At 71.5% G+C, this 26277-nt stretch carries 25 protein-coding genes, 1 tRNA gene and 1 riboswitch; of the genes, 13 read left to right on the top strand and 13 right to left on the bottom strand.

The window, feature by feature from the left end; translation table 11 throughout:
- Nucleotides 1–57: 57 nt before the first annotated feature.
- Nucleotides 58–354 carry a hypothetical protein gene (locus tag K1T35_RS04660; RefSeq protein WP_220258951.1) on the bottom strand — a complete coding sequence of 99 codons (297 nt, stop codon included), beginning with the start codon at nt 352–354 and terminating at the stop codon, nt 58–60.
- Between the two features lie 105 nt (nt 355–459).
- On the opposite strand from K1T35_RS04660, the gene K1T35_RS04655 reads away from it, so the two are divergent.
- The 4 genes from K1T35_RS04655 (at nt 460) to K1T35_RS04640 (ending at nt 4551) form a co-directional block, all read left to right on the top strand.
- Entirely contained in the window at nt 460–654 is a 195-nt protein-coding gene (locus tag K1T35_RS04655; RefSeq protein ID WP_255621582.1) for a helix-turn-helix domain-containing protein, read from the top strand.
- Nucleotides 655–732: 78 nt separating this feature from the next.
- A complete protein-coding gene (locus tag K1T35_RS04650; RefSeq protein ID WP_220258949.1) occupies nt 733–1524 on the top strand; it encodes an SAM-dependent methyltransferase in 792 nt (263 codons plus the stop codon).
- 185 nt (nt 1525–1709) lie between these two features.
- A riboswitch (guanidine-I (ykkC/yxkD leader) is annotated at nt 1710–1815 on the top strand.
- Between the two features lie 54 nt (nt 1816–1869).
- Nucleotides 1870–3027, top strand: coding sequence for an agmatinase family protein (locus tag K1T35_RS04645; protein WP_255621581.1), 1158 nt, complete (start codon nt 1870–1872; stop codon nt 3025–3027).
- Between the two features lie 45 nt (nt 3028–3072).
- Nucleotides 3073–4551 carry a hypothetical protein gene (locus K1T35_RS04640; protein WP_220258948.1) on the top strand — a complete coding sequence of 493 codons (1479 nt, stop codon included), beginning with the start codon at nt 3073–3075 and terminating at the stop codon, nt 4549–4551.
- Nucleotides 4552–4555: 4 nt separating this feature from the next.
- Here K1T35_RS04640 and K1T35_RS04635 read toward each other — a convergent pair whose 3' ends face one another.
- Complete coding sequence (locus K1T35_RS04635) at nt 4556–5452, bottom strand: alpha/beta fold hydrolase (RefSeq protein WP_255621580.1); 897 nt, start codon at nt 5450–5452, stop codon at nt 4556–4558.
- 89 nt (nt 5453–5541) lie between these two features.
- On the bottom strand, nt 5542–6129 hold the full coding sequence (locus K1T35_RS04630; RefSeq protein ID WP_220258947.1) for a TetR/AcrR family transcriptional regulator: 588 nt from the start codon (nt 6127–6129) through the stop codon (nt 5542–5544).
- Between the two features lie 96 nt (nt 6130–6225).
- Here K1T35_RS04630 and K1T35_RS04625 point away from each other — a divergent pair, with 96 nt between their 5' ends.
- On the top strand, nt 6226–7146 hold the full coding sequence (locus K1T35_RS04625; protein ID WP_220258946.1) for an LLM class flavin-dependent oxidoreductase: 921 nt from the start codon (nt 6226–6228) through the stop codon (nt 7144–7146).
- Nucleotides 7147–7377: 231 nt separating this feature from the next.
- On the opposite strand, the gene K1T35_RS04620 is transcribed toward K1T35_RS04625, so the two are convergent.
- On the bottom strand, nt 7378–10713 hold the full coding sequence (locus K1T35_RS04620; protein ID WP_220258945.1) for a S41 family peptidase: 3336 nt from the start codon (nt 10711–10713) through the stop codon (nt 7378–7380).
- A 68-nt stretch (nt 10714–10781) separates the two neighbouring features.
- On the opposite strand from K1T35_RS04620, the gene K1T35_RS04615 reads away from it, so the two are divergent.
- Nucleotides 10782–12011 (top strand): sorbosone dehydrogenase family protein, encoded by a 1230-nt coding sequence (locus tag K1T35_RS04615; RefSeq protein WP_255621579.1) that lies wholly within the window; start codon nt 10782–10784, stop codon nt 12009–12011.
- A gap of 165 nt (nt 12012–12176) precedes the next feature.
- Here K1T35_RS04615 and K1T35_RS04610 read toward each other — a convergent pair whose 3' ends face one another.
- Nucleotides 12177–12674 (bottom strand): Lrp/AsnC family transcriptional regulator, encoded by a 498-nt coding sequence (locus tag K1T35_RS04610; RefSeq protein WP_220258944.1) that lies wholly within the window; start codon nt 12672–12674, stop codon nt 12177–12179.
- Nucleotides 12675–12766: 92 nt separating this feature from the next.
- Here K1T35_RS04610 and K1T35_RS04605 point away from each other — a divergent pair, with 92 nt between their 5' ends.
- Entirely contained in the window at nt 12767–13963 is a 1197-nt protein-coding gene (locus K1T35_RS04605; RefSeq protein WP_220258943.1) for an MFS transporter, read from the top strand.
- Here K1T35_RS04605 and K1T35_RS04600 read toward each other — a convergent pair.
- On the bottom strand, nt 13881–14153 hold the full coding sequence (locus K1T35_RS04600; protein ID WP_220262382.1) for a DUF2277 domain-containing protein: 273 nt from the start codon (nt 14151–14153) through the stop codon (nt 13881–13883). The genes K1T35_RS04605 and K1T35_RS04600 overlap by 83 nt on opposite strands.
- A 145-nt stretch (nt 14154–14298) precedes the next feature.
- Between K1T35_RS04600 and K1T35_RS04595 the strand changes: the two genes are divergently transcribed.
- Complete coding sequence (locus K1T35_RS04595) at nt 14299–14715, top strand: ester cyclase (protein WP_220258942.1); 417 nt, start codon at nt 14299–14301, stop codon at nt 14713–14715.
- Nucleotides 14716–14868: 153 nt separating this feature from the next.
- On the opposite strand, the gene K1T35_RS04590 is transcribed toward K1T35_RS04595, so the two are convergent.
- From K1T35_RS04590 to K1T35_RS04570, 5 genes are all read right to left on the bottom strand, one after another.
- Nucleotides 14869–15894 (bottom strand): NAD(P)-dependent oxidoreductase, encoded by a 1026-nt coding sequence (locus K1T35_RS04590; RefSeq protein ID WP_220258941.1) that lies wholly within the window; start codon nt 15892–15894, stop codon nt 14869–14871.
- Between the two features lie 72 nt (nt 15895–15966).
- Nucleotides 15967–16647: a PIG-L deacetylase family protein gene (locus tag K1T35_RS04585; RefSeq protein WP_220258940.1), complete on the bottom strand. Its 681-nt coding sequence runs from the start codon at nt 16645–16647 to the stop codon at nt 15967–15969.
- A 12-nt stretch (nt 16648–16659) separates the two neighbouring features.
- Nucleotides 16660–17529: a sugar phosphate nucleotidyltransferase gene (locus K1T35_RS04580; RefSeq protein WP_220258939.1), complete on the bottom strand. Its 870-nt coding sequence runs from the start codon at nt 17527–17529 to the stop codon at nt 16660–16662.
- On the bottom strand, nt 17526–18764 hold the full coding sequence (locus tag K1T35_RS04575; protein ID WP_220262381.1) for a class I SAM-dependent methyltransferase: 1239 nt from the start codon (nt 18762–18764) through the stop codon (nt 17526–17528). Before K1T35_RS04575 ends, K1T35_RS04580 begins: the two co-directional genes overlap by 4 nt.
- Nucleotides 18765–18977: 213 nt before the next feature.
- Nucleotides 18978–19916 carry an acyl-CoA desaturase gene (locus K1T35_RS04570; protein WP_220258938.1) on the bottom strand — a complete coding sequence of 313 codons (939 nt, stop codon included), beginning with the start codon at nt 19914–19916 and terminating at the stop codon, nt 18978–18980.
- Between the two features lie 182 nt (nt 19917–20098).
- On the opposite strand from K1T35_RS04570, the gene K1T35_RS04565 reads away from it, so the two are divergent.
- Nucleotides 20099–20169: transfer RNA gene (locus tag K1T35_RS04565), tRNA-Gln, on the top strand.
- Between the two features lie 336 nt (nt 20170–20505).
- Complete coding sequence (locus K1T35_RS04560) at nt 20506–21708, top strand: epoxide hydrolase family protein (protein WP_220258937.1); 1203 nt, start codon at nt 20506–20508, stop codon at nt 21706–21708.
- A gap of 170 nt (nt 21709–21878) precedes the next feature.
- On the opposite strand, the gene K1T35_RS04555 is transcribed toward K1T35_RS04560, so the two are convergent.
- Together K1T35_RS04555 and K1T35_RS04550 are read right to left on the bottom strand one after the other, a co-directional pair.
- Nucleotides 21879–22316 carry an OsmC family peroxiredoxin gene (locus K1T35_RS04555; protein WP_220258936.1) on the bottom strand — a complete coding sequence of 146 codons (438 nt, stop codon included), beginning with the start codon at nt 22314–22316 and terminating at the stop codon, nt 21879–21881.
- Nucleotides 22317–22459: 143 nt separating this feature from the next.
- On the bottom strand, nt 22460–22933 hold the full coding sequence (locus K1T35_RS04550; protein ID WP_220258935.1) for a L,D-transpeptidase: 474 nt from the start codon (nt 22931–22933) through the stop codon (nt 22460–22462).
- Between the two features lie 241 nt (nt 22934–23174).
- Between K1T35_RS04550 and glmU the strand changes: the two genes are divergently transcribed.
- From glmU to K1T35_RS04535, 3 genes are all read left to right on the top strand, one after another.
- The gene (glmU, locus tag K1T35_RS04545) at nt 23175–24680 is read left to right on the top strand and encodes a bifunctional UDP-N-acetylglucosamine diphosphorylase/glucosamine-1-phosphate N-acetyltransferase GlmU (protein ID WP_220258934.1); all 1506 of its coding nucleotides are present in this window, start codon (nt 23175–23177) and stop codon (nt 24678–24680) included.
- Between the two features lie 5 nt (nt 24681–24685).
- On the top strand, nt 24686–25657 hold the full coding sequence (locus K1T35_RS04540; RefSeq protein ID WP_220258933.1) for a ribose-phosphate diphosphokinase: 972 nt from the start codon (nt 24686–24688) through the stop codon (nt 25655–25657).
- Between the two features lie 396 nt (nt 25658–26053).
- Nucleotides 26054–26197, top strand: a complete 144-nt coding sequence (locus K1T35_RS04535; protein WP_220258932.1) for a hypothetical protein — start codon at nt 26054–26056, stop codon at nt 26195–26197.
- Nucleotides 26198–26277: the final 80 nt, after the last annotated feature.

Here is a 26277-nt window from a genome sequence, read left to right as displayed (position 1 = left end):
CTCCACCCTACGCCGAGGGACGCCGGCCGGATCGATCAGCCGCCCGCAGGATCGTGATCACTCATCGGGAGGCAGCGTCCAGAGGCCCCGAGGCTTGCGGTAGTGCGTGCCGCGGAACGGCCGGTTCACCGCCTCCTTCACGAACCACCATCCCTCCTCCTCGGTCTCCGCCCACCCGTGTGACGTCTTGCCCTCGTCCAGCACGACCGTCCACCGGTACCGGCCCGAGCGTGCGCTGAACGTCACCGACGCCCGCCCCTGCTGACGCACGATCATCAGCCGCGCCTCGGCCTCGTCCGGTGCCTCACCCATCGCGAACCCGCCTCCCGGTAGCTCGGTCATCCAGAACGCCACGAGGCGAGCATAGCGACTTTAAAGCCAACAAGGACAGTACCGCCGTTACCGACGTTACAGCCATTCATGCTGCTCACGCCATTGACCGGCCCTTACGGTCCCGTCGTGGATCTGCTGACAACCACCCAGGCGGCACGAGAGCTCGGGGTGTCGGCACGTTCACTGGCGAGGTGGGCCCAGGAGGGCAGGCTCAAGCCGGCTCTGATCACCCCTGGCGGGGACAAGCGATCGGGCCGATACCTGTGGGACCTCGACGACCTTCGCGATCAGCTGCTCAAGCTCCGGACGCGCCCCGAGTAGCTCGGCCTCGATCGTCGTAACCAGCACCAGGAACGGTGATCGGTGGACCGCGGCCGCTCCACGCAGGACGATCGCGCCATGACCGACCTGTCGAAGCTGCCCGGTGTCGACCCCGACGTGCCGAACGCCGCCCGGATGTACGACTACTACCTGGGCGGGTCGCACAACTTCGCGGCCGACCGCGCCGCGGCCGAACAGGTCAAGGCGGCCATCCCGTACGCCGTGGACGTCGCGCGGGCCAACCGGTTCTTCCTGCACCGCGCGGTGCGCTTCTGCATCGGGGAGGGCATCGACCAGTTCCTCGACCTCGGCTCCGGCATCCCGACGGTCGGCAACGTGCACGAGATCGCCCGCGACCTCGGTTCCCCTGCCCGGGTCGCCTATGTCGACAACGAGCCGGTCACCGTCGCCTCGGCAGCGGCCCTGCTCGCGGACGACCCGCTCGCCACCATCACGATGGCCGACATCCGCGACCCCGACGCCGTGTTCGACGCGCCCGGGGTCCGTGACCTGCTCGACCTCTCCCGGCCGGTCGCCCTGCTCACCGTCGCCGTGCTCCCCTTCGTCCCCGACAGGGACGACCCCGTCGGGCTGGCGCAGCGCTACCGCGCCCGGCTCGCGCCCGGCAGCATCCACGTCCTCTCGCACGGGACGGCCGACCACGACCCGGACGAGGTCCGTGCACTGGCCGACGTCTACCGCAACACCGCGAATCCCGTCACGCCCCGCACCCGCGACGAGGTTGCCGAGATCCTGCGCGGCACGGAGCTGGTGGAGCCGGGCCTCGTGGACGCGACGGAGTGGCGCCCCGAGGACACGACCGGGGAGCAGCACCGCGGCCTGTGGGCGGCGGTCGGCCGGATCCGCTGATCGTGCGAGATCACCCTCATCGCCCGCGCAAGGGCGTCCGCACACACCTCACACCGATCATGCCGCGATCGCTCGAGCCGGAGTAGCCGCCGGCGCGGCCGGCGCAAGCGGCTTTCACCAATCGGTAACGCTCGAAGCGATCGTCTGCAACAGCACGTGCGTGTACTGATCCGCGACTCACAGACGTGAGGCGCGTCTAGGGTTCCGCCCCGCCCATCGGGGGTCTGGTCCGAGAGACGCAGGCGGCCACGCACGACGGCCGCCCCACGGCGGGACAAAAGCCCGGGAGACAGCTGGTGGTGCCGGCTGCTCCGCGGTCGGTGCCCCCGACCGTGAGGAGCTTCCGTGCACTACAACCCCCGTCGCCCCGACCAGACCCCCGACGGTCCGGAGCTGCACGAGAACTACGGACCCGAGGCCGCTTTCGCCGTCCGCGCCGAGGCCGGGCTTCCCACCACCAAGTGGGAGGAGGAGATCGCGCGCGGCCTGGAGCTGGGTCTTCCCGGCGCCGACTCGATCGTCGACAAGCGCATCCCGACGTTCTCCCGTGGCGAGCTGCCGCACTTCGCCGGGATCAACACCTTCCTCAAGGCCCCGTACGTCGAGGACGTCCGCCGCTGCGGTGAGTACGACGTGGCCGTGCTCGGCGCCCCGTTCGACGGCGGCACCACCTACCGCTCCGGCACCCGGTTCGGCCCGCAGGGCATCCGCAAGATCTCCGCGCTCTACGGCCCGTACAGCTTCGAGCTGGGCGTCGACCTGCGGGAGACGATCACGATCGGCGACCTGGGCGACATCTTCACGATCCCGGGCAACATCGAGAAGACCTTCGACCAGATCAGCAAGGCCGTCTCGCACGTCTACGAGTCCGGCGCCTTCCCGGTGGTGCTCGGCGGCGACCACTCCATCGGCTACCCGACGGTCCGCGGCGTCGCACCCCACCTGAACGGCGGCAACCTCGGGATCATCCACTTCGACCGCCACGTGGACACCCAGGAGACCGACCTCGACGAGCGGATGCACACCACGCCGTGGTTCCACGCCACGGATATCCCGAACGTGCCGGCAAAGAACCTCGTGCAGATCGGGATCGGCGGCTGGCAGGCCCCGCGGCCGGGCGTGAAGGTCGGCCGGGAGCGCGGCACGACGATCATGACCGTCACCGACTGCGTCGAGATGGGCATCGAGGAGGCCGCGCAGCGCGCACTCGACGTGGCATGGGACGGCGCCGACGCCGTGTGGCTCTCCTTCGACGTCGACTGCCTCGACGCCGCGTTCGTGCCCGGCACCGGATGGCCGGAGCCCGGCGGGTTCCTGCCCCGCGAGGTCCTCAAGTTCATCCAGATCATCGCCGACGCCCGCCCGCTCGCCGGGATCGAGGTCGTCGAGTGCTCCCCGCCCTACGACAACGCCGAGATCACGTCGCTGATCGCCACGCGCGTCATCTGCGACACCCTCGGCTGCCTGGTGCGCTCCGGCCACCTCCCCCGCAGCACGTCCTGATCTGCCCCCAGTCCTCAGGCACGTCCCACCAGCCCGGGAGCCACCATGATCATCCTCGGCGTCGCGATCAGCGTCCTCCTCGTACTCGTCGTCGGTCTCGCGGTCGCCCGCAAGGTCGACGGCGACAGCACCAACTTCCTCGTCGCCGGCCGGTCGCTGGCCCTTCCGCTGTCGGCCGCGGGCCTGATGGGCCAGGCCGTCGACTCCAACGCAACGCTCGGCAACACCGACCTGTCCGCGAGCCTCGGGTTCTGGGCCGGTGCGTCGCTCCCACTCGGACTCGGCCTCTGCCTGCTGCTCACCGGCATCTTCTTCGCCAAGCCGATGAACCGGATGGGCCTGCTCAGCCTGCCCGACTTCTACCGCCGGAAATACGGACGTGGGGTCGAGCTCGTCGCGTCCGTCCTCATGATCTTCAGCTTCTGCATCCTGCTGGCCGGCAACCTGGTGGCGGGCGGGTTCCTGTTCGAGCGATTCCTCGGCACGAGCTACACGCTCGGGGTGCTGCTGATCGTCGGCGTCGTGCTCGCGTACACGATCACCGGCGGCATGTTCAGCGACGCCTACACGGCGTTCATCCAGATGGTCATCACGGTGATCGGCTCGGCGGCGCTGCTGATCTGGGTGGCCGTGACCTACGGGATCACCATCCCCGACGGCATGGGGCCGTTCGACCTCGGCCAGCTCACCGACCCCGCCCAGGGCGCTCCCATCAACTGGGCCACGCTCATCGCGCTGGGTATCGGCGACATCGTCGCCATCGACTTCATGCAGCGCATCTTCTCCGCGAAGTCCCCGGAGACCGCTCGGCGGGCGTGCTTCGTCGGCGCCGCCGGCACCGCGCTCGTCGGCATCCCGTACGCGCTCGTGGCGCTGTCCAGCGGCGCGATACTCGGCGGCGCCGCCGAGGGCCCGGTGCTGTTCGCCGTGCTGGACTACGCCCCGGTGATCCTCACGATCCTCGTGCTGTCCGCGATCGTCGCCGCCTCCTGCTCCACGGCCAACGGCGTCATCCTCGGCACCGCGTGCGTGGCGGTCCGCAACATCGCCGGGCTGGAACAGCAGGCCGACCCGGCGGGCGGGCGCGACCCGCTGCTGCGGCGCGTGCGGTTCACGATGCCGCTCGTCGTGGCCATCGCGATCTTCTTCGCGCTCCGGGTACCCGAGACCGGCATCCTGCTCACCCTTGCGTTCGACCTCATGCTCGCCGGACTGGTGGTGCCGTTCGTGCTCGGCCACTGGTGGCCCGCCCGCATCACGACGGCGGCGGCAGCGGCGTCGATCGGGGTGGGCGTGGTGCTGCGGCTGGTGCTCTTCGCCATGACCCCCACGTTCTACGGCGTCGACAACTCGCTGGTGTACATCCCCAACGACGTGATCGGTTCCGGCTTCGACGGCTGGCCGACGCTGATCTGCCCGGTCGTGTCGCTCGGGGTGTTCGTGGCGGTGGCGCTGCTGGTTCCGGGTCGGACGCCGGCCGCTGAGCCGCACCGCAACGTCGACGCCGTGCCGGTCGAGCCCTGACCGGTCACACCGCCGCCACCATGGTCACCTCGGCCAGGAATGGCAACACCGCGGCGACCACCTCGTCCGGCACCTCCTCGGCGAGGTCGTGTCCGGCGTCGAACACCCGCCCGGTGACGTTGTGCGCCATGAGCCGCATCTGAGCCTCGTTGCGGTCGCCGATGAACGCCGAACCGCCCAGCGCCAGTACCGGGATGTCCAGCTTCGTCCGCGCCGCCTGCCGGTTCTGCTCCGCGTCGACGAGCATCGCTCGGTAGATCGACAGCATCGCGCGGATGCCGCCGGGCATCGAGTAGCAGCGCACGTACTCCTCGATCGCGTCGGGGGTGGCGGTATCGGGGTACGTGCGCTCGCTCTTGATCATGTACGTGATCAGCTCGCGTTCGTGGCCGGCGATCAGCATCTCCGGGACATCGGGCTGGAAGTAGAAGCCCAGGTGCCACAGGTGCATCCCGCCGGAGACGTTCTCGTGGGTGAGCGCCGTGTGGTCCTCGAACCCGAACCCGGGGAACAACGCCTCGGCGAACACGAGGGCGTTGACGTGGTCCCGGTGCCGTGCTGCGAGCTGGTAGCCGATCACCGCTCCCCAGTCCTCACCCATCACGCTGTAGGACTCGTGCCCGAGGTGGGCCATCAGCGCGGCGACGTCGTCGGCCATCGTCGCGGAGTCGTAGCCACCCGAGGGGCGGGCGGAGTCGCCGAGACCACGGAGGTCCGGCGCGACGACCGTGTACCGCGCCGTCAGCTTCGGGATGAGGTGCCGCCAGTGGTAGCTGGTCTTGGGCACGCCGTGCAGCAGCACGACCGCCGGGCCGGAACCGCCCGTGCGGTGGTGCAGGCTGGTCCCGTTGACGTTGGCGCGGCCGGTGCGGACAGGCTCGCCATGATGGTCGTAGATCATTCCTTGTCTCCCTCTCCGAAATAGATTCAAGACTGATCAGTCTTGAAAGATTGCATGCCGAACCGACGGCGATCCCGACCCGTTGCGGCTCAGGCTCTCAGCATCGACATGACCGTGCCGACGGTGACCTTGATGCGGTCGCCGTTCTCGGCACCACCGCGCGCAAGCACCTTCAGGCCGTGGTTGAGCGTGGCCAGCGTGGTCGCCGCCGCCTTCGGGTCGACACCGGGCGCCAGTTCGCCCTCCGCGCGAGCCCTCAGCAGCGCGCCGTAGAGCGCGTTCTCGAGACGGCTGAAGTTGCTCTTGGTGCGCTGGGCGATGTCGGGATCGACGTCCCCGTGTTCAACGGTGGCGTTGACCGCGAAACAACCTCGTGGCATGTCGCGCGTCGCGACCGTCGCGCTGGCCTCGAGCAGATCCTGGATGGCGTCCATGGCGGAGTCGCGCGACGCCAGTATGTCGGCCGGGGTCGGCCCACTGGCCCCGGAGAGGAACCGGTCGAGAGCCGCCAGGTACAGGTCGTGCTTGGAGCCGAAGGTGCCGTACAGGCTCGCCCGGGCGATGCGCAGCTCGTGCACCAGATCGGCGGTGGACGTCCCCTCGTAGCCGTTGCGCCAGAACAGCCGCATCGCCGCGTCCAGGGCGGCCTCCGGGTCGAACTCCTTCGTGCGCGCCACGCCCGAACCGTAGCGATTCTAGATCGATCAGTCAAGAATCGGTCCGGTTCACCTCGGCGCTGCCCGACAGCATGAGATCGGCCCTACGATCGGCGGATGAGGTTCGGGATCGGCATTCCGCAGTTCTTCGGCGACGGCGAGTTCGACTTCGACGCGTTCCGCACGTTCCTCCGCCGGGCAGAGGAGCTCGGCTTCGAGAGCGGCTGGACCCAGGAGCAGGTGCTGGGGCCCTCGTCGCAGCTGTCGGCGCTCGAGACCATGACGTACGCCGCTGCCTGCACGGAGCGGCTGCGGGTGGGTTGCGCGGTGTTCGTGACGACGCTGCACAACCCGGTCCATCTCGCGAAGAGCCTGGCCACGCTGGACCAGCTGAGCGGCGGCCGACTCGACGTCGGCGTCGGCAGCGGCGGGCCGCGCGGCGGGATCTTCCCCGCGTTCGGGCTTCCTCCTGAGCGGTACATCGCGCGGTTCACCGAGGGGCTCGCCCTGATGAAGGCACTGTGGACGGAGGACCCGGTGACCTTCAAGGGCGAGTTCTGGCAGGTGGAGAACGGCGGGATGCATCCGAAGCCGTTCCAGAAGCCGCACCCGCCGATCTGGATGGGCGGCAGCGCCGAGGCGGCTCTGCGCCGCGCGGTCCGGCTCGGCACCGGCTTCTTCGGGGCGGGATCGTCGCCGAACGCGGTGTTCGCCGAGCAGGTCCGCACCGTCCGGCAGCTGCTCGCCGACAGCGGCCGGGACGCCGGGTCGTACCCGATCGCCAAGCGGATCTACACCCTGATCGACGACGACGCGGACCGCGCCCGTACCCGCATGAACGACGCGCTGGCGTCGATCTACGGCGCGCGGATCGAGGCCATCGAGTCCGCCGCGGTCGCCGGAACCCCCGCCGACCTCGTGCGCGGCGTTCGGGAGGCGATCGACGCGGGTGCCGAGCTCGTCCTGTTCACGCAGGTGGGAGACCCGGCCGAGCAGATGGAACGCCTGGCGGCCGAGGTGATCCCCCAGCTCGGCTGAGCCCCGCAGCGGCATGATCACCGGACGGGTGCAACCACGGCCGGATATGGCCGGCACCGCACCCAGCTGCCGATCATGCCGTGCCGCCCCATGATCATCAGATCGGCGCGCCAGCGGCCGCATGTGGCCGCTACTGCACCCACCGGACGATCTTGGCGCGGGCGCGCCGGCGTGATCGGCGGTTGGGCGCGTTACCGGCCATATGCGGCCGGGTACGCGCCCGTTTGGTGATCATGGAACGGGCCTCGGGGGAAGCTCCGGGCGGCGGCGGGACGGGCGGGTCGCCGGGTCCGGTGGGCGCACGGCCGGGCGCTCCGACAGAGCCTCCAGTGCGATGTCCACCGCGCGCTCCAGCTGCGGATCGCGACCGGCCACCCAGTCCTGCGGGCGCATGACGACCTCGATGTCCGGGTCGACGCCGTAGTTCTCGATCGACCAGCCGGAGTCGTCGAACCAGGTGGCGTAGCGCGGCTGCGTGACGCCAGTGCCGTCGACGAGGCTGTAGCGGCTGTCAATCCCGATCACGCCGCCCCACGTGCGCACCCCGACGACGGGGCCGATCCCGAGCCGCTTGATCGCGGCGGTCACGATGTCGCCGTCGGAACCTGCCAGCTCGTCGGCGAGCGCGACGACCGGGCCGCGCGGCGCGTCCTCCGGGTACGTGGTGGCCTGGCGGTGCCGGGGCGCGTCCCAGCCGATCACCTTGCGGGCGAGCTTCTCGATCACGAGCTGGGAGGTGTGGCCGCCGCCGTTGCCGCGCACGTCGAGGATCAGCCCGTCTCGCGATGTCTCCCTGGTGAGATCGCGGTGCAGCTGTGCCCACCCCTGTGCCCCCATGTCCGGGACGTGCAGGTAGCCGAGCCTGCCCTCGGAGCGGTCGGCGACGAACGCGCGGCGGCCCGCCACCCAGTCCTGGTAGCGCAGCGCCGCCTCGGAGCCGAGCGGCTTGACCACCACCCGTCGCACGGCGTCCGCGTCGGGACGGTCGGGTCCGGAACGCACCGTGAGCTCCACCAGCTTGTCGGCCCCGGAGACCAGCAGCGGGGCCGGCCCGTAGCCGGGGTCGACCGGGCGGCCGCCGACCTCGAGGATCACGTCGCCCTCCCGCACGTCGACACCGGGGCCGGACAGCGGGCTGCGGGCGGCGGGCGCCGAGGTCTCCGGCGGCAGCACCCGGACCACCCGCCAGCCCTCGCCGTCCGCGGCGGGCTCGAGATCGGCGCCGAGCAGCCCGGGACGCCCGCCCGAGTCCCCCGCTTTACCGGCCTGGACGTAGGCGTGCGACGTGCCGAGCTCGCCGTGCACCTCCCAGAGCAGGTCGACGAGGTCGTCGTGGCTGCCGACGGCGTCGACGAGCGGGCGGTAGCGGGCGAGCTCCGCGTCCCAGTCGACGCCGGCCATGTCGGCCACCCAGAAGTGGTCGCGCATCAGGCGCCCGGCCTCGTCGAACATCTGGCGCCACTCCGCGGTCGGATCCACCGTGACGTCGATTCGGCTCGTGTCGATCTCGAACTCGTCGGCGTCGCCGGAGGACGGCGTGTCGGAACCGGACCGGTCGGTGCGCAGCACGCGCAACGTCCGGCCGTCGCGCACGACGAGGCGGGTGCCGTCGCCGCTCACGGCGAACGCGCTCACCGGATCGGCGATGACGTCGAGCTTGCGGCGCACCAGGTCGAAGCGCTCCAGCACGGGCCGCTCGGCGCGGTCGTCGGTGTCGGCGAGCGCGTCGCCGAGCACCCCGGACACGGGGATGCGGTACCAGAGCAGGCAGTCCTTGCCCGCCTGCATCCCGCTGTAGCGGGCGGCCGGCACCGGCATCGGCACGACGCGGGCCGTGAGCCCCTCGACGTCGACGACCACCTCCGGTGGGCCGTCGTCGTCCTTCTTCTTCTCGTCCTTCGGCTCCTCCGGTGTCTCGGCCGACGGGTCGTCGGCGGCGGGCGCGCGCAGATCGGTGGGCGCCTCCTCCCCCGGCGACACCGGGCGCCCGTCCGGGCTCGCCCCGAACGGCGACGGCGTGCGGGCGGCCAGCGGCACCAGGAACGGTCGCCACGACGCCGGGAACGTGAGGTCGAACGCGTGCTCGTCGTAGATCGGGTCGAAGCTGCGCCGGGACAGGAAGGCCAGGTACTTGCCGTCGGAGGTGAAGACGGGGTCGGTGTCGGCGAACCGCGGCTCCGTGACGGCGACGAGCGTGTCGTCGGCCAGGCGGGCCATCATGATCCGCGAGAAGCCCGCCTCCGCCGGGTCGCTGTAGGCGAGCCACGCGCTGTCGGGCGACCACGCGAGGTCGGCGAGCTCCCGGTCGGCGCCCTGCGCGAGCTGTCGCAGCGTGCCTGCGGCCACGTCGAGCACGAGGAGCCTGCCGTCGTGCGTGGCCAGCGCCACGGCCGAGGCGTCAGGGGCGGGCGCCAGCTCCAGCACGCGGCCCACCTCGCCCGCACCGAACCGCCGCGGCGGCTCGACCCCCTCGGCCCGCTCGTCGAGCGGGGCGACGCAGATCGCGTCCTCGCCATCGGCGTCGTCGACCCACACGGCCCGATCCGTGCCGAGCGGCCGCGCCAGCCGAGCCCGCACGCCGGGCTCCGCGAGCAGCGTGCGCGCCGGGCCGTCGCGGTGGGTGAGCCGGTGCACGGTGCCGCGGACCAGCGTGATGCTCGTCCGGCCCGTCTTGTCCGGCGCCGCCCGTGTCAGCTCCCGCGCCGTCGACACCCGGTACGGCTCCCGGTTCGTCCGCGGCCCGCCGAGGCGCACGTCCAGCCGCCGCGGTTCGGCGTCGAGCGAGTCGAGGATCCACAGCTCACCCGCTGACTCGTAGACCACGCGCTGCCCGTCGGTGCTCGCGTGCCGCGCGTAGAAAGCAGGCGCCCCCGGCGCGCCGTGATCGGTGTGCCGCCGCAACCCGGTGCCGTCGGCGCCGAGCGAGTACAGGTTGCCCCAGCCCTCGTGGTCGGACAGGAACACGATCCGGGATCCCACGATCATCGGGGAGCTGAGCTGCCCGTCGACGTCGGCGGCGAGCCGCTCGAACTCGCCGGAGCCAGTGCGGTCCCACCAGAGCTTGCCCATGGTGCCGCCGCGGTAGCGCTTCCACCAGGCGGGTTCCCGCACCATCAGCGTGCTGATGACGACCGTGGGGCCGTCCGCGGCCAGCGCCACCTCCGAGACCGGCCCGTACGGGAGCCGGCGCGGGGTGCCACCCGCCGCCGGGATCGCATAGGCCCATGTGCGGCGCGAGGACGCCTGGCCGGTGCCGCTCAGCGCGAGCACCTCACCGTCCGGCGTCCAGCCCAGCGACTCGGCCCGCGGGTCACCCCAATACGTCAGGCGGCGCACACCGCCGCCGTCGACGTCGCTCACGTAGACCTCGGGCGCCCCGTTCTTCCACGACGTCCAGGACACCCGCGTGCCGTCCGGGGACAGCCGCGGGTGCGCGACCGGCACGTCGTCGGCCGTGAGCCGGTACGCACGGCCGCCGGACAGCGGGGCCGTCCAGACGTCGTCCTCCGCGGTGAACACCAGCGTGTCGCCGCGGAGGTGGGGGAAGCGCAGGTAGCTCGGGGACATGAGGGCGACCGTATCGAGGAACGACCCGCCTACGGCACGTTCACCCTCGCGGCGGCAGGATGGCCGGTATGCGGGGGTTCTGGCGGGTGATGGTGGCGGGCGTCGTCGCGATGATCGGGGTGGCCGGCTGCGGGCCAGCGGAACCCGCCCCCACCGACAGCGGTGCCGCGCCGACGACCAGTGCGCCCCCCACCGCCGCCCCCACCCGCACCGGCACCCCGGAGCTGCAGGTCGAGCTCGTGGCGAGCGGCCTCTCGCACGTCTGGGACATCGGCTTCCTCCCCGACGGCCGCGCACTCGTCACCGAGCGGGACGGGCGGATCGCGCTGCTGTCCGGCATCGCGCCTGGCGCGACCGTCCGGGAGGTCGACGCCGACCTCAGCGACGTGTACGCCCGCGGCGAGGGCGGCCTGATGGGGATGGTCGTGCACCCCGACTTCGACCGGTCCCGGCGCTTCACCACGTGCCAGACGCACATGCAGGACGGCAACCCCACCGACGTCCGCCTCGTCACATGGCAGCTGTCGGCCGACGGCGCGTCCGCCACCCGCGTCGCGGACCCGCTGGTCGGCGGACTGCCGATCAACCAGTCCGGCCGCCATTCCGGGTGCCGCCCGACGATCGCGCCGGACGGGTCGCTGCTCGTCGGCACCGGCGACACCGCGCGCGCCGCCGTCGCCCAGGACCTCAACTCGCTCGGCGGCAAGGTGCTGCGCGTGGACCTCGCGACCGGCGGTCCCGCCCCGGGCAACCCGTTCGCCGACGCCCAGAACCCCGCCCAGCGGCTGATCTGGACCTACGGGCACCGCAACGTGCAGGGCGTGGCCGTGCGGCCCGGCAGCGACGACGTTTACACGGCCGAGCACGGCCCCACCGAGGACGACGAGGTCAACCGGCTGCGGCCGGGCGGCAACTACGGCTGGGACCCGTCGCAGGGCGGCACCGTCGGCGGATACGACGAGGACGTGCCGATGACCGACCTCCAGCGCTTCCCCGACGCCGTGCCCGCCGTGTGGAGCTCCGGTGACCCGATCGAGGCGATCTGCGGCGCCGCGTTCCTGTCCGGCGGGCAGTGGGGCGACCTGAACGGCACGCTCGCCGTGGGCGCGCTGCGGGGGGAGACGCTGCTCCTCATGGCCCTCGGCCCCGATGGCGCCGTCACAGGGGTGACCAGGCCCGCGCCGCTCGACGGAACGTTCGGCCGCCTGCGGGCCGTGCGGCTCGGTCCGGACGGAGCGCTGTACGTCTCGACCTCCAACGGGAACAACGACGAGGTTCTGCGCGTCACCCCGATCTAGCCCTCCGGTGGTCGAGTAGGGACGGCGCCCCAGCGCCGTCCCGTATCGAGACCACCAACCCCCGAGACCGGCATGTGGTCTCGATACGCGCCGGCCCTGGCGGGCCGGCGCTACTCGACCACCGGAAGAGGGGCCTGCGCTACTCGACCTGCGGGAGATTCCGGGTCAGCTCCAGCCCTCCGAGCGCGTCACCGGGCGGTCCGGGGCGACGGCGGTGACCGGCCGCCCCTCGTACGCCGTGGAGAGCACGACGTAGGTGTTGATCTGGCCGTGCTCGCCGATGCGCTCGATCACTCCCTCCAGGTGGCCGAGCGACGCGGCACGCAGCTTGAGCATCGTGCAGTGCTCGCCGGACAGCTTGTGGATCTCCACGACCTCCGGGTAGGTCTCGGAGGTCGTGGTCTTGAGCAGGCAATGCCCCAGCGAGCAGCGCAGCTGGATGAACGCGAGCAGCGGCTGCCCTGCCATGGCCGGGTCGACGGTGGCGCGGTAGCCCGAGATCACGCCCGCCGCCTCCAGCCTGCGGACCCGCTCCGCGACCGCAGGCGGCGAGAGGTGCACCCGCTTGCTGAGCGCGTTGTACGACAGGCGGGCGTCGGCCTGCAGCGCGTCGAGCAGCCGCCAGTCGACATCGTCCAGCTCGAACGATCGTGAGGTCTCCACCGGCGAACTCCTCGCGTTCGTGAACCGGAACGGGCTCCCGACCCCCGCTGCGCCCCTTCGCCGGGCCGCCCGTCCTTCCTACCGTTTTCCGTGTGTTCCCACTGCTGCTCGCGAGCCTGCTCGGCGGGCTCGCCCAGTCCATCGGTGGCTCGGCCGCCGCCCTGCTGGCCCGCGACCTCGGCGGCTCGGACGCCGTGGCCGGGCTCCCGCAGGCCGTGCTCGTGGTCGGGTCGGCCGTGGCGGCCCTCGGGATGTCGGCGCTCAGCCGGCGGTGCGGGCGCCCGCGGGCGCTCGCCACCGGGCTGGCGGTGGCGACGGGCGGGAGCGTCGTCGTCGTGCTGGCCGGCGATCTGACCGGGCTACTCGTCGGCACCCTCCTGCTGGGCGCGGGGACGGCCGCCGTGATGCTCGGCCGGTACGCGGCGGCCGACGGCGCACCGGAGGGGGCGCGGGCCCGCGCCATGGCCACGGTGCTCGTGGCCACCACTGTGGGCGCGGTGGCCGGGCCGAACCTGCTGGTGCCGGCGGACGTGCTCGGCCGCGCGCTCGGGTTGCCAGGGCTGAGCGGAGCGTACGTCGTGGCGGCGGTCTGCTTCGCCGCCGGCGCCGGCCTGCTGCTGCGGCTGCCGATGCGCTTGCCCGAGACGGAACCGGACCCGCACGTCGCGACGCACGGCACCCCGGTGCGCGGGCTCGCGGTGCTGGCGCTCACGAACCTGGTGATGGTCGGTGTGATGACCATGGCGCCGGTGCACCTGCACCACCTCGGCGTCGGGCTGGGGGCGATCGGGCTGGTGGTGAGCCTGCACATCGCCGGGATGTTCGCGCCAGCGCCGCTGTCGGGTTGGCTCACCGACCGGTGGGGCCCCACGCCGACGACGGCGCTGGCCGGGGCGGTGCTCGTGGTGTCGGCGTTGCTGGCGGCCACGGCCGCGGGCGCGCCGCTCGTGCTCGGCGTGGCGCTCGTGCTGCTCGGTGTCGGGTGGAACCTCGGCCTCGTGGCCGGCAGCACCCTGCTCACCGCGGGTGTTCCCGCTGCCGAGCGCCCGCGTAGGGAGGGCTGGGGCGAGGTCGCGATGGGGATCTCGGCCGCCGGCGGCGGCGCGGCGTCCGGCGCGGTGATGAGCGGCGGCGGTTACGGGCTGCTCGCCTCGGCAGGCGCCGCGGTGGCGGCACTCGTCGTGGCGGCCGCGTGGCAGGCCAGGCTCAGCGCGTGCCGTACCGCACCGCGGCCCGCTCCCGCGCCTTCGCCGCCTCGACCTCGCGGTCCTTCGGCGGCGCCGCGGTGACGAGCTCGTCGAGGAGCTGGCGGGTGGCCTCGGTGACGGCGTCGACGGCCCGCGCGAAGGCCGCCTCGTTGGCCTGCGACGGCTTGGCCGTCCCACTGACCTTCCGCACGTACTGCAGGGCAGCCGCGCGCACCTCGTCGGTGCTGGCCGGTGGTTCGAAGTTGTGCAGGGTCCGGATGTTGCGGCACACGGGACGAGCCCCCTCATGGACGAACAGCACTCTCGGCTCGAACGTACTGGACCAGCAGGCGCATCGTCGTCGCCACCGTTCAGCCGGTGTGATCTGAGTCACCAAGCGAGTAGAGTGCGCGCCCCTTCAACGAGAGGGAATCGCCATGAGCAACATCGAGAGCCACCGCCGCTCCGCCGACCTGTTCAACAGCCGCGACTGGGACGGAATGGCCGCCGATCTGGCCGAGAACTGCGAACTGGTCGACCAGGCGCGCAACGTCACGGTGAAAGGGCGCCAGCAGTTCATCGAGCTCAACCAGGGCTGGGTGGCCGCATTCTCCGACGGCAAGATCACCAGCCCTCGCTTCTTCGATGCCGGCTCGGCCACGGTGATGCTGTTCACCGGTGTGGGCCGCAACGACGGACCGCTGGGCCCGCTACCCGCGACCGGGCGCGAGGTGGCCCTGCCCTACTGCGAGATCCACGAGTACGACGCGGAGGGGAAAGTCGTCCGGGCCGAGTGGTACTACGACCAGCTGAGCCTGCTCACCCAGCTCGGCCACATGCAGCCGCCCGAGTAGCCGAGCATCCCGCTCCGGTGGTCGAGTAGGGACGGCGCCCCGGCGCCGGCCCGTATCGAGACCACGAACATAGAGGCAGGCCGTGGCCTGTGGTCTCGATTCGCGCCGGCCCTGGCGGGCCGGCGCTACTCGACCACCGGAAACTGCGGGTGCTCAGGCGGTGACGCGCATCGCCCCGTCCAGCTCGCCCTTCTCCTGGCGGGCGGCCAGCACGGCGAGCCTCGTGAACTTCTTGTCGAACGCCTCCTGGGTGAGGCCGCGCTCGCGGTACTCCTTCGCCAGCTGGACGGCGCCGTCCGGGATGGACCACTGCGCCTCGAACCCGAGCTCCTTGCGAGCGCGGGCGAAGTCGACGCGGTAGGAGCGCGGGTCGTTGCCGGCCTCGCCGGTGATCGAGAGCTCCGAGCCGGGCACGGCGTCCACCACGGCCTGGGCGATCTCGGCGACGGTGCGGTTGTTCCTCTCGGTGCCCACGTTGTAGGCGCGGGCCCGCACCACGTCGGCGGGCGCGGCGAGCGCGGCGGCCACGGCGCCCGCGATGTCGTCGGCATGGGCGAGCGGGCGCCACGGGGTGCCGTCGGAGAGCACCTTGACCACGTTGGTCAGGATCGCGTGCCCCACGAGGTTGTTCAGCACGATGTCGGCGCGCAGCCGCGGCGAGAAGCCGAACGCGGTGGCGTTGCGCATCGAGACCGGCACGAAGTCGCTGTCGGCCAGCTCCGCGAGGTCGTCCTCGACGCGGACCTTCGAGATCGCGTAAGGGGTGACCGGTTTGAGCGGGGCGTCCTCGTCCACGAGCTCGTCGCCGGACTGAGCGCCGTACACCGAGCAGGTGGAGGCGTAGACGAAGCGCTTGACGCCCGCCTCCTTCGACAGCCGCGCCAGCCGGGTGGAGGCGTGGTGGTTGATGTCGTAGGTGATCTCCGGGGCGAGCGAGCCCAGCGGGTCGTTGGACAGCGCCGCCATGTGCACGACGGCGTCGAAGCCCTGCAGCTGCTCGACGGTGACGTCACGCAGGTCGGTGGACAGGCCCTGAACGTCCGGGACGTCGAGGGAGCCGAGCACGCAGTCGGCGAACAGGCCGCTGTCCAGGCCGGTCACCTCGTGTCCTGCCGCGGTGAGGATCGGGGCCATCACGGTGCCCAGGTAGCCCTGGTGGCCGGTCAGCAGGATGCGCACAGGTGCTCTTTCCCTTCGGTCGTCGTCATCTCGCCGTACTTCATTTCTCCGTCGAGCCCGTCCCCGGGCCCGTTACCGGATCCCGTCCATCGGATCGCCACTCGGGAGCGGCGCCACACCGAGCACCAGCTTCCCGACGTGGAACGCCTCGGCGTACCGCGCGTGGCACTGCACGCCCCGGATCCGGGCGAGGCCGCCGAACGTCTCCGGGTCGAACCACCTCCGGTCCCGCTGGGACCCGTAGTGCTCGTGCAGCTTCGCGATCTTCTCGCGCAGCACGGGCTCGGCGAGCGGGAGGTACACGCTCGGCTGGGCGAGGTCGCCGTCCCACTTGAGGATCTCGTAGCCCAGCGTGAGGTGGTCGCGGAACACCGTGGGCACGAGCTCGGCGAGCGTGCGGTGGTCCTGGTGGGCGTCGTGCGCCGACGGGGCGAGCACGAGGTCCGGCTCACCGTGCGTGCGCAGCTCCTCGAGCGCGAGCTTGGCCCGCTCCCACCGGGTCGGCACCCGCCCGTCCGGCAGGTCGAGGACCGTGACGTCGAGCTTCGCGCCGGGGCAGAACGCGGTGAGCGCGGCTCGCTCCTCCTCCTCGCGGAGTGAGCCGCCGCCGGTGAGTACGAGCGCCGTCACCGTGACGCCGGGGTGGGCGCGGCACAGCTCGAGGAGCGCCCCACCCGCTCCGATCACGATGTCGTCGCAGTGGGCACCGAGCAGCAGCATCCGGTCGAGACGCTCGGGAAGCAGGGTCAGCACGTCAGCCCGCCGCTACCGCTCGACGAGGGCGCCGCGCATGCTCGCGATGGCGGCCTGCAGCGGGTCGTGCTCGGGCGTGACGAAATCCGGTTCGTCGTCGGCGTTGTCGGTGTCCTGCTCCCAGAGCATCCACGGCCGGTTCCCGGCCCGGTAGGCCGCCTCGAGGGCGTGGCGCTCCTTCACCGTGTCGGCAGGCTGCCAGAACCCGCGATGGCGGTAGGCCATCAACCGGCCCTCCTTCGCCAGCGGGCGGCACGCATCCATGATCAGATCGCCGTTCTGGGGCAGGTAGTCGAAGATCTCCGGGCGCAGCACGAAGTAGCCGCCGTTCTCCCACAGCGGCATCTCCTGCAACGTGGTGATCCCGGCAACCCGGTCGTCGTCACCCACGTCGACGCAGTGGAACGCCGACTGCGGCGGCACCGCCAGCAGCGCGCCCACCGCGTCCGAGCGCCGGAACTTCTCCACCATCCTGTTCAGCGGCAGGTCGGTGAGCACGTCGGCGTAGTTGGCCAGGAACATCTCCTCGCCCGCCACGTGCCGGCGCACCCGCCGCAGCCGCTCCCCGATCGGGGAGTCGAGCCCGGTGTGCACGAACGTGATGGTCCAGTCGGAGATGTCGCTGCCCAAGAGGTGCACGTCCCCGCCGCGCAGCACGAAGTCGTTGGACGCGGTCTCGGAGTAGGTCAGGAAGAAGTCCTTGATGTGGTGGGCCCCGTAGCCGAGGCACAGCACGAAGTCGGTGTGCCCGAAGTGCGCGTAGTAGCGCATCACGTGCCAGATCAGCGGCCGTGGTCCCACCGGGTGCATCGGCTTGGGCAGATCGGACACGCCGTCGCGCATCCGCATCCCATAGCCACCGCAGAACAGCACGACCTTCACGAGACCACCTCGAGCTCGGGGATCGGGAACACGAGCTTGCCGCCCCACTCGCGCACGTAGGAGAGCTGCTCGACCAGCTCGTCACGCAGGTTCCACGGCAAGATGAGCACGTAGTCCGGTCGATCGGCGGCGATCCGCTCCGGAGGCAGCACCGGGATCCGCATCCCGGGCGTGAACTTGCCGTGCTTGTAGGGGTTGCGGTCCACGGTGTACGCGAGCAGGTCGGGCCGGATGCCGCAGTAGTTGAGCAACGTGTTGCCCTTGCCGGGGGCTCCGTAGCCGACGACCTTCTTGCCCGCGCGCCGCGCGTCCACGAGGAAGGCGACGAGGTCGTCGCGCACCCGCGACACGGCCTCCGCGAACCCGTCGTGGCCCTCCGCGGTGTGCAGCCCGGCTGCCTCCTCGGCGGCGAGCACCTCGCGCACCCGCTCCGACGGCTCACCGGCCACTTCGCTGGGCCGGGCCCACATCCGGATCGACCCGCCGTGGGTGTCGAGCAGCTCGACGTCGACGAGGGTGAGGCCGCCGGTGGCGAGCGCCCGCTGGCCCGTGAGCAGCGTGTAGTACTGGAAGTGCTCGTGGTAGACCGTGTCGAACTGGGTGCGCTCCACCAGCGTGAGCAGGTGCTGCACCTCGATCGACACCCACCCGTCGTCGGCCACCATCGACCGCAGCCCCCGGGTGAACCCGATGACGTCCGGGATGTGCGCGTAGACGTTGTTGAGGGAGACGAGGTCGGCCGGGCCGTGCTCCTTGCGCACCTGCTCGCCGGTCTCGGGCGTGAGGAACGCGGTGAGCGTGGGCACGCCCTTCTCCCGCGCCGCCTCGCCGACGTTCACCGACGGCTCGACGCCGAGGCAGCGGATGCCGCGCTCGACGACGTGCTGCAGCAGGTAACCGTCGTTGCTCGCGACCTCGACGACGAACGACTCCGGTCCCAGCTTCAGCCGCGTCACGGCGTCGTCGACGAACCGGCGGGCGTGCTCCACCCATGACGTCGAGAACGACGAGAAGTAGGCGTACTCGGTGAACGTGTCCTCGGGCGTGATCAACGGCGGGAGCTGGGCCAGCAGGCACCGGGCGCACACCCGCACGTGCAGCGGGTAGGTGACCTCCGGCTCCTCGGTCTCCTCCGCCGTGAGGATCCGCTCACAGGGGGGCGTTGCGCCGAGATCGAGGAAGCTACGCAGCTGCGTCGACCCGCAGAGCCGGCAGGACGGGGCCGGGACACCCACGCCCGGCCCACGCGCTTCCGCGTCGGACTGAGCGTTGTCGGTCAGCACCGCGTCGACCCCCCGGTTGTCGCCTCGGTGCGCACTTTCTCCACGCGCACGGCCGCCAGTGTTCCACGAGCCGCGTCCAGCCCGGCCCCGGGTGGGGGCCCACCCGAACGTGGCAGCTACCGGCGCCTGCCCGGTTCGGCCTGGTCAGGCCGGGGTGGACGGATGTCAGTTGGCCGTGAGGCGGGCCAGCCGGCGGCTGGTCGGCCAGCGCACGTCGTATGCCCAGCCGAGGCGCTCGAACATCCAGATGACCCGTGCCGAGATGTCGATCTGACCGCGCAGCACCCCGTGGCGGGCACACGTCGGGTCGGCGTGGTGCAGGTTGTGCCACGACTCGCCCATGGACAGGATCGCGAGCGGCCAGAAGTTGCGCGAACGGTCGCGGGAGCGGAACGGGCGCTCCCCGATCATGTGGCAGATCGAGTTGATCGACCACGTGACGTGGTTGGAGAGCGCGAGCCTCACCAACCCACCCCAGAAGAAGCCGGTGATCGCGCCGGTCCATGACCACGAGATGAGCGCGCCGAGCACCGCCGGGAGCAGCAGGCTCACCGCCACCCACACCCCGAACGTCTTGCTCACCCGCACGACCGCCCGGTCGGCGAGCAGGTCGGGGATGAAGCGCCGCTGGTTGGTCTCGTTCCGGTCGAAGAACCAGGTCATGTGCGCGTGCAGGAACCCGCGCGCGACCGCGAGCGGCGACGTGCCGTGCAGCCACGGCGAGTGCGGGTCGCCCTCCCGGTCGGAGAAGGCGTGGTGGCGCCGGTGGTCGGCCACCCAGTTGAGCACGTTGCCCTGCACGGCGAGTGACCCGGTGATCGCCATCGCGACCCGCAGCCACGTCTTCGCCTTGAACGACTTGTGGGTGAAGTGGCGGTGGAACCCGACCGTGACGCCCAGCATCGCCAGCACGTAGAACACGGCGAGCAGCAGCAGATCGTGCCAGTCGACTCCCCAGCCCCACACCAGCGGCACGGCCACGACGGGCGCGATCATCGGAACCGCCACGAACACATAGATCATTGCGTGCTGGAACGCCGTGCGCCGCCCGGTGATCACCGGATTGGGACCCGCGGTGAGCGGGTCCTGGGCCGTGACGGTCATCTGGCTCCTCGGGCTGGTCCGAAACGGTCTCGCGCGGCGAGGCTAAGGGATGACGATGTCGTCCACCGCCACCGCATGCGAACTCCCGGCGAACCACCCGAAGCGCGCAGACGTCGCCGCTCGCCCGAGCCAACGCGGCACCGTGCAAACCGGTTCCCGGCCCATGCCAGGATGAAGGCCTGTCCGCCGTGGTGTAACGGCAGCACCTCGGATTTTGGTTCCGATGGTCCAGGTTCGAATCCTGGCGGCGGAGCAGGGTTTCAGCTCGTTTGCACCGCGCCGCGCGATGATCGCGGGGGGTGGTACGCCGGCGACGGTTCTGCCGCGCCGGAACCACGTGCGCTGATCACGACCTGTTGCCGGCCCGAGGGCCGGGAGCCGACGCCGTCACTTGCGGAACAGCAGGTACAGCACCAGCAATATGATGAGCAGGGCGATCAGGCCACCTCCTCCGTCATGATCGCCGTCAGCCAGCACCATTGCGACTGTTCCTGCCACGGGCAGCCTCCGCCGCGCATCCGAGAAGGTGGACGTGTAACCCGATCGGGTACCCGCGCCCAGTCAACGGCACGCGCCCGCCGTCGACGAGATGACACGCCGCATCGAGCTCCAACCATCCGGGAAGCCCGTTGGTGTGCTGCCCGCGTTCACGATCAACGTCCCACAGCCCGCACTCGACGACCTCCACCAACGGCTCGCTCGCGTCCGCTGGCCGTCCGATGAGGAGGGCGGCCTCGATCAGCCCTTCCTGCGTGAGCTGGTGGCCCGGTGGCGCGACGGGTACGACTGGCACACCGCCGAGGCGGCGCTCAACCGGCTGCCGCAGATCAGGGCGGCGGTCGGCGGGGTCCGGATCCACGCCGTGCACGTGCGCGGACGCGGCCCGAGGCCGCTGCCCATCGTGCTGACCCACGGATGGCCGAGCACGTTCGCGGAGTTCGCCGACGTCGTCGGCCCGCTGGCCGACCCGGCGGCACACGGCGCCGATCCGGAGGACGCATTCGACGTGGTTGTCCCGTCACTGCCCGGATACGGGTTCTCCGATCCGCTGCCCGCCGGCAGGTCGCGGCGGGTGACGGACGTGTGGTGCGAGCTCATGTCGGCGCTCGGCTACGAGCGCTTCGCGGCACACGGGGGCGACATCGGCGCGTTCGTCACCACACGTCTGGCGATCGAGCACCCGCTACGGCTGGTCGGCGTCCACACCGGATTCCCGGCCGAGCCACCCGTTGACGACGACCTGTCGGGCGAGGAGCAGCGGTTCCTGCGGCGCCGACGGCTCGATCGCGAAGCCGGTGGCGCGTACGCCCACACCCAGCGCACCCGCCCGCTGACGCTCGCGTACGGGCTGTCCGACTCACCGGTCGGCCTCGCCGCGTGGATCCTCGACAAGTGGCGGGACTGGAGCGACTGCGACGGCGACCTCCGCACCCGGTTCACCCACGACCAGCTGCTGACGGTGGTGAGCCTTTACTGGCTGACCGGCACCATCGGCAGCTCGTTCCGCTTCTACCGCGAGTGGGGCCTGAGCAGCGATCCCGATCTCGTGCAGCGGTACCCGCACTCCCCGCCGGGGATCGACACGCACCGGCTCCCGCCCGGCCTGCGGGTCGGGGTGCCCGCCGCGGTCGCGCTGTTCGGGGCGAGCTACCCGCGCCGGTACGTCGAGCGGGCGTACACCGACCTCCGCCGTCTCACCGTGATGCCCCGAGGCGGGCACTTCCCGGCGCTGGAGGAACCCGGGCTGCTCGTCGACGACATCCGGGCGTTCTTCCGCCCGTTGCGCGCGTGACGACCACAGAACACGACGAACGGCCCCCTCGCCGACAGGCACCGGCGAGAGGACCGTTCGTCGACTTTCGAGTCAGCGGCCGCCGGGACGCGGCGGCGGCTCGGGCGGACGTCCGTTGCCCGTGCACCTCATGTCCAACTCCTTCACCCCTCGAGACCCACCGGCGCCGCTCACTCGAGGGCGGCGTCCAGCGTGATCGTGGTTCCGGACAGCGCCTTGCTGACCGGGCAACCGTTCTTTGCCGCTTGAGCGGCATTGCTAAACCCGTCCGCGTCGAGGCCCTCGACCTCGGCGCGGACCGTGAGAGCGATCTCCGAGATCCGGAACCCACCCGCGGGGTCCGGTGACAACGTGACGGCAGCCGTCACGTCCAGCGACTGCGGCGTGCCGCCGGCCCGCGCGATCTCGGCCGAGAGTGCCATCGAGTAGCACGCCGAGTGGGCGGCGGCGATGAGCTCCTCAGGGCTGGTCGTGCCGTCGGCGTCGTCCGCCGCCCGCTTGGGAAAGCTGACGTCGTACGTTCCGACGCCGCTGCTGCTGAGCTCGACCTGACCGGACCCGTTCTGCAGGTCACCGTTCCAGGCCGTCCGGGCGGTACGCGTCGGCATGCTGGTGTCTCCTCCTCGTCGTCGCTCCACCCTGACAACTGATGAGTCGCCCGTCTCGTCGCGGATGACACATCCGCTGAGCCGACCGGTGGGTGATCTACGCCGAGTGGTCGTTTCGGCCGCGTTACCGGCCCGTACCAGCCCTAATGGACCTCAACCGCGTCGCCGACCTCGAGAAAGTTGTAGAACTCGACGGCGTCGTCGTGCCCGAGGCGCACGCACCCCTTCGACGGGCCGCGGAGGCTGCCCTCGTGGAACGCGATCCCGCCCTCGGCGAAGAAGACGGCGAACGGCATCGGCGCACCCTCGTACTCCACGCTGCGGTGGTTCGTGTCCTTCCACTCCACGCGGAACTCGCCCTTGGGCGTCTCGTGGCCGGGACCGCCGGGGCTGATCTGCACGGGACCGCGCACGACGGCGCCGTCGTCGATGAGCCACGCGCGCTTCGCGCCGAGGTCGACGCAGGCGCGCACGTCCTCCGTACAGGGGGTGCCTTCGACGAGCCCGTCGTCCGCCTGGGCGGTACCGGCCACGCCGAACCCGCCGAGAACGACCAGCACGGCCGCCGCCACCAGCGAACGCGCGCGGACGCGTGCCGCCCTGCTGTGCTTGCCCATCGAAGCCTTCCGAGTCGAGACCGCGCCGGTCTGTGACGATTCCAGCACGGAGAGTGCTCGGCCCGGACAACGACCGGCCACCCTCCTGGTTACGAGGCCTCCCCGGGCGGCGGCACACGGACGGGTGAACCCGTACGATCGGTCGGTCCCGACCGCCGGCACCGGCGCGTCGAGCCGCGCCAGACGCGGCATCGCCGTCCGCCTGCCGTGCCGGTCCCGGCCACGACCAGGAGTGGACTCCATGCTCGACCCGCACGGGCGAGGATCGTCCGGCGCCACGCCGTCCCGGCCCGCGGCGGCGATCGTGCTGGCAGCAGGTGAGGGCACGCGGATGCGGTCCGCCGTCCCGAAGGTCCTGCACCCCATCGCAGGCCGCAGCCTGCTCGGCCACGCCGTGCACGCGGTCGCGGCGCTCGAGCCCGAGCACCTCGTCGTGGTGGTCGGGGCGGGAGCCGAGCAGGTCCGCGAGGCGATCGACGGGATGGTCGGCGAGCTCGCCCGCCCGGTGCTCGTCGCCGAGCAACACAAGCGGCTGGGCACCGGCCACGCCGTCCGCTGTGCGCTCGACGCGCTGCCCGCCGACCTGTCGGGACCGATCGTCGTCACCTACGGCGACGTGCCGCTGCTCGAACCGCCCACGCTGGCCGCCCTGCTCGCGGACCACGCGGCCTCCGGCGCCCCGCTGGCGCTGCTCACCAGCGAGGTCGACGACCCGGCTGGCTACGGCCGGGTGGTGCGCGAGTCCGACGGCACCGTCACCCGGATCGTCGAGGAGGTCGACGCCACCCCAGAGCAGCGAGCCCTGCGCGAGGTGAACTCCGGCGTGTACGCCTTCGACACCGGGTTCCTGCTCGCCGCGATCGACCGCCTGCGTGCCCACAACAGCCAGGGCGAGCTCTACCTCACGGACCTGGTCAAGATCGCCCACGACGACGAGCTCGACGTGCGCGGCGTGCGCTGCGAGGACGACTGGCAGCTGCGCGGCGTCAACGACCGCGTGCAGCTGGCCTCCATGCGGGCCGAGCTCAACCGGCGCCTGCTCGAGCAGTGGATGTACGCGGGCGTCACGGTGATCGACCCCGGCAGCACGTGGGTGGACGTGCAGGTCCGGCTCGAGCCCGACACCGTGCTGCACTCCGGCACCCAGCTGCACGGCGCCACGTCGGTGGCGGGCGCGGCCGAGATCGGCCCGGACACGACCCTCACCGACTGCGAGATCGGCGCGGGCGCGAAGGTGGTGCGCACGCACGGCAGCGGCGCGGTGATCGGTCCCGGCGCGTCCGTCGGGCCGTTCGCCTACCTGCGCCCTGGCGCGCGGCTCGGGGAACGCGGCAAGATCGGCACGTTCGTCGAGGTGAAGAACTCCGACATCGGAGCGGGCACCAAGGTGCCGCACCTGACGTACGTCGGCGACGCCACGATCGGCGAGCACAGCAACATCGGCGCGTCATCCGTGTTCGTGAACTACGACGGGGTACGCAAACAACGCACGGTGGTCGGCTCGCACGTGAGGACGGGGTCGGACAACACGTTCGTCGCGCCAGTGCACGTCGGTGACGGCGCATACACCGGCGCCGGAACCGTCGTGCGTGAGGACGTCCCCCCGGGGGCGCTGGCCGTGTCGGCCGGGTCACAGCGCACCATCGAGGGGTGGGTCGCCCGCAAACGACCCGGCACCCCGGCCGCCGAGGCCGCCGCCCGCGCGGCCGACCCGGCCATCGACGTCCACGGAGGCACAGCACGGTGAGCGTGATGTCGGCGACGCCCAAGAAGAACCTCATGCTCTTCTCGGGGCGCGCACACCCGGAGCTCGCCGAGCAGGTGGCGAAGCACCTCGACGTGACGATCACCCCGCAGTCGGCGTACTCGTTCGCCAACGGGGAGATCTTCGTCCGGTTCGAGGAGTCGGTGCGCGGGTGCGACGCGTTCGTGCTGCAGGCGCACTCGGCGCCGATCAACGACCAGATCATGGAGCACCTGATCATGGTCGACGCCTTGAAGCGGGCGTCGGCCAAGCGGATCACCGTGGTGATGCCGTTCTGGGGCTACGCCCGCCAGGACAAGAAGCACCGCGGCCGCGAGCCGATCTCCGCCCGCCTGATCGCCGACATGTTCAAGGTCGCGGGCGCCGACCGCATCATGACCGTCGACCTGCACACCGCCCAGATCCAGGGTTTCTTCGACGGTCCGGTCGACCACCTGTTCGCGCTGCCGGTGCTCGCCGAGCACATCAAGCGCACCTACTCCGACCACGAGATGGCCGTCGTCTCCCCCGACTCCGGTCGCGTACGACTGGCCGAGCGGTGGGCCGAGACGCTCGGGGGCACCCCACTGGCGTTCATCCACAAGACCCGCGACCCGCGCAGGCCGAACGAGGCCGTCGCCAACCGGGTGGTCGGCGAGGTCGAGGGCAGGCTGTGCGTCGTGATCGACGACATGATCGACACCGGTGGCACGGTGGCCAAGACGGCCGAGGTGCTGCTGAAGTCGGGTGCGAAGGACGTCGTCGTCGCCGCAACGCACGGCGTGCTGTCCGGCCCGGCCCCCGACCGGCTCGCCGCCTGCGGGGCCCGTGAGGTGATCTTCACCGACACCCTGCCGATCCCGGACGAGAAGCGCTTCCCGACGATGACGGTCCTGTCGATCGCGCCGCTGCTTGCCCGCGCCATCCACGAGGTCTTCGACGACGGCTCGGTCACGAGCCTGTTCAACGGCAACGCCTGACACGCTCCCCGCCAGTCGCGGGCCGGGCGGGCGACTGGGGAGGACTTGACTGGCTGTGGTCCCGTCCTCGCCCGCTGGCCAGCCCTGGAACCTGGGGCGTGATCAGCGGGATCGGGACCTGAGCTGCACCCCCTGCAGCTGGTGCCCCGTTCCTGCTGATCTATGGACCTGCCCGCGGCCCTGCCCAGGGGTGTCTCGCCTCGATCACCCGGGAGAGGGCAGGGGCGTGGAGGGTCGGAACCACAGCCGGTTGCGTGGCACCCAGACCGCGGTGGTCTCGTCGAGAACAGGCGTGCCCCCCAGTCGGGGACGGCCGCCAACGCACCCCAGGGTTCGGTAGTGCACCCAACCGAGCCACCTCCGTGCGGCAGCGGGTCGAGGTGAACGGGCGGGAACATGCGCGAGGCCCGGATCGCGGGGCGGGCGCCCGGTGGCCCGGGCCGGGAACGGCGCGCCCACCGGCAGCTGCCCAACCAGACCGACCTGATCGACACGATCGCGCCTGACCCACCCCGACCCCTCGACCGGCGGCGGGCATGATCCGAACTAGCGGTTGTCCATGGCTGCCCCCACGACCATGAGCATCCGAAACTCCGGATCATGAGAGCGAAGATCCCGAG

The organism is Pseudonocardia sp. DSM 110487, assembly GCF_019468565.1.
In the GTDB taxonomy this organism is placed as follows: domain Bacteria; phylum Actinomycetota; class Actinomycetes; order Mycobacteriales; family Pseudonocardiaceae; genus Pseudonocardia.
This window is presented reverse-complemented; position numbering and strand designations above follow the sequence as displayed.

Bases quoted from the DNA above. Each gene is read 5' to 3' on its own strand.
- K1T35_RS04650 (WP_220258949.1), top strand. From the start codon at position 733: ATGACCGACCTGTCGAAGCTGCCCGGTGTCGACCCCGACGTGCCGAAC.
- K1T35_RS04640 (WP_220258948.1), top strand. From the start codon at position 3,073: ATGATCATCCTCGGCGTCGCGATCAGCGTCCTCCTCGTACTCGTCGTC.
- K1T35_RS04635 (WP_255621580.1), bottom strand. From the start codon at position 5,452: ATGATCTACGACCATCATGGCGAGCCTGTCCGCACCGGCCGCGCCAAC.
- K1T35_RS04625 (WP_220258946.1), top strand. From the start codon at position 6,226: ATGAGGTTCGGGATCGGCATTCCGCAGTTCTTCGGCGACGGCGAGTTC.
- K1T35_RS04620 (WP_220258945.1), bottom strand. From the start codon at position 10,713: ATGTCCCCGAGCTACCTGCGCTTCCCCCACCTCCGCGGCGACACGCTG.
- K1T35_RS04615 (WP_255621579.1), top strand. From the start codon at position 10,782: ATGCGGGGGTTCTGGCGGGTGATGGTGGCGGGCGTCGTCGCGATGATC.
- K1T35_RS04595 (WP_220258942.1), top strand. From the start codon at position 14,299: ATGAGCAACATCGAGAGCCACCGCCGCTCCGCCGACCTGTTCAACAGC.
- K1T35_RS04570 (WP_220258938.1), bottom strand. From the start codon at position 19,916: ATGACCGTCACGGCCCAGGACCCGCTCACCGCGGGTCCCAATCCGGTG.
- K1T35_RS04560 (WP_220258937.1), top strand. From the start codon at position 20,506: ATGACACGCCGCATCGAGCTCCAACCATCCGGGAAGCCCGTTGGTGTG.
- K1T35_RS04555 (WP_220258936.1), bottom strand. From the start codon at position 22,316: ATGCCGACGCGTACCGCCCGGACGGCCTGGAACGGTGACCTGCAGAAC.
- K1T35_RS04550 (WP_220258935.1), bottom strand. From the start codon at position 22,933: ATGGGCAAGCACAGCAGGGCGGCACGCGTCCGCGCGCGTTCGCTGGTG.
- glmU (WP_220258934.1), top strand. From the start codon at position 23,175: ATGCTCGACCCGCACGGGCGAGGATCGTCCGGCGCCACGCCGTCCCGG.
- K1T35_RS04540 (WP_220258933.1), top strand. From the start codon at position 24,686: ATGTCGGCGACGCCCAAGAAGAACCTCATGCTCTTCTCGGGGCGCGCA.
- K1T35_RS04535 (WP_220258932.1), top strand. From the start codon at position 26,054: ATGCGCGAGGCCCGGATCGCGGGGCGGGCGCCCGGTGGCCCGGGCCGG.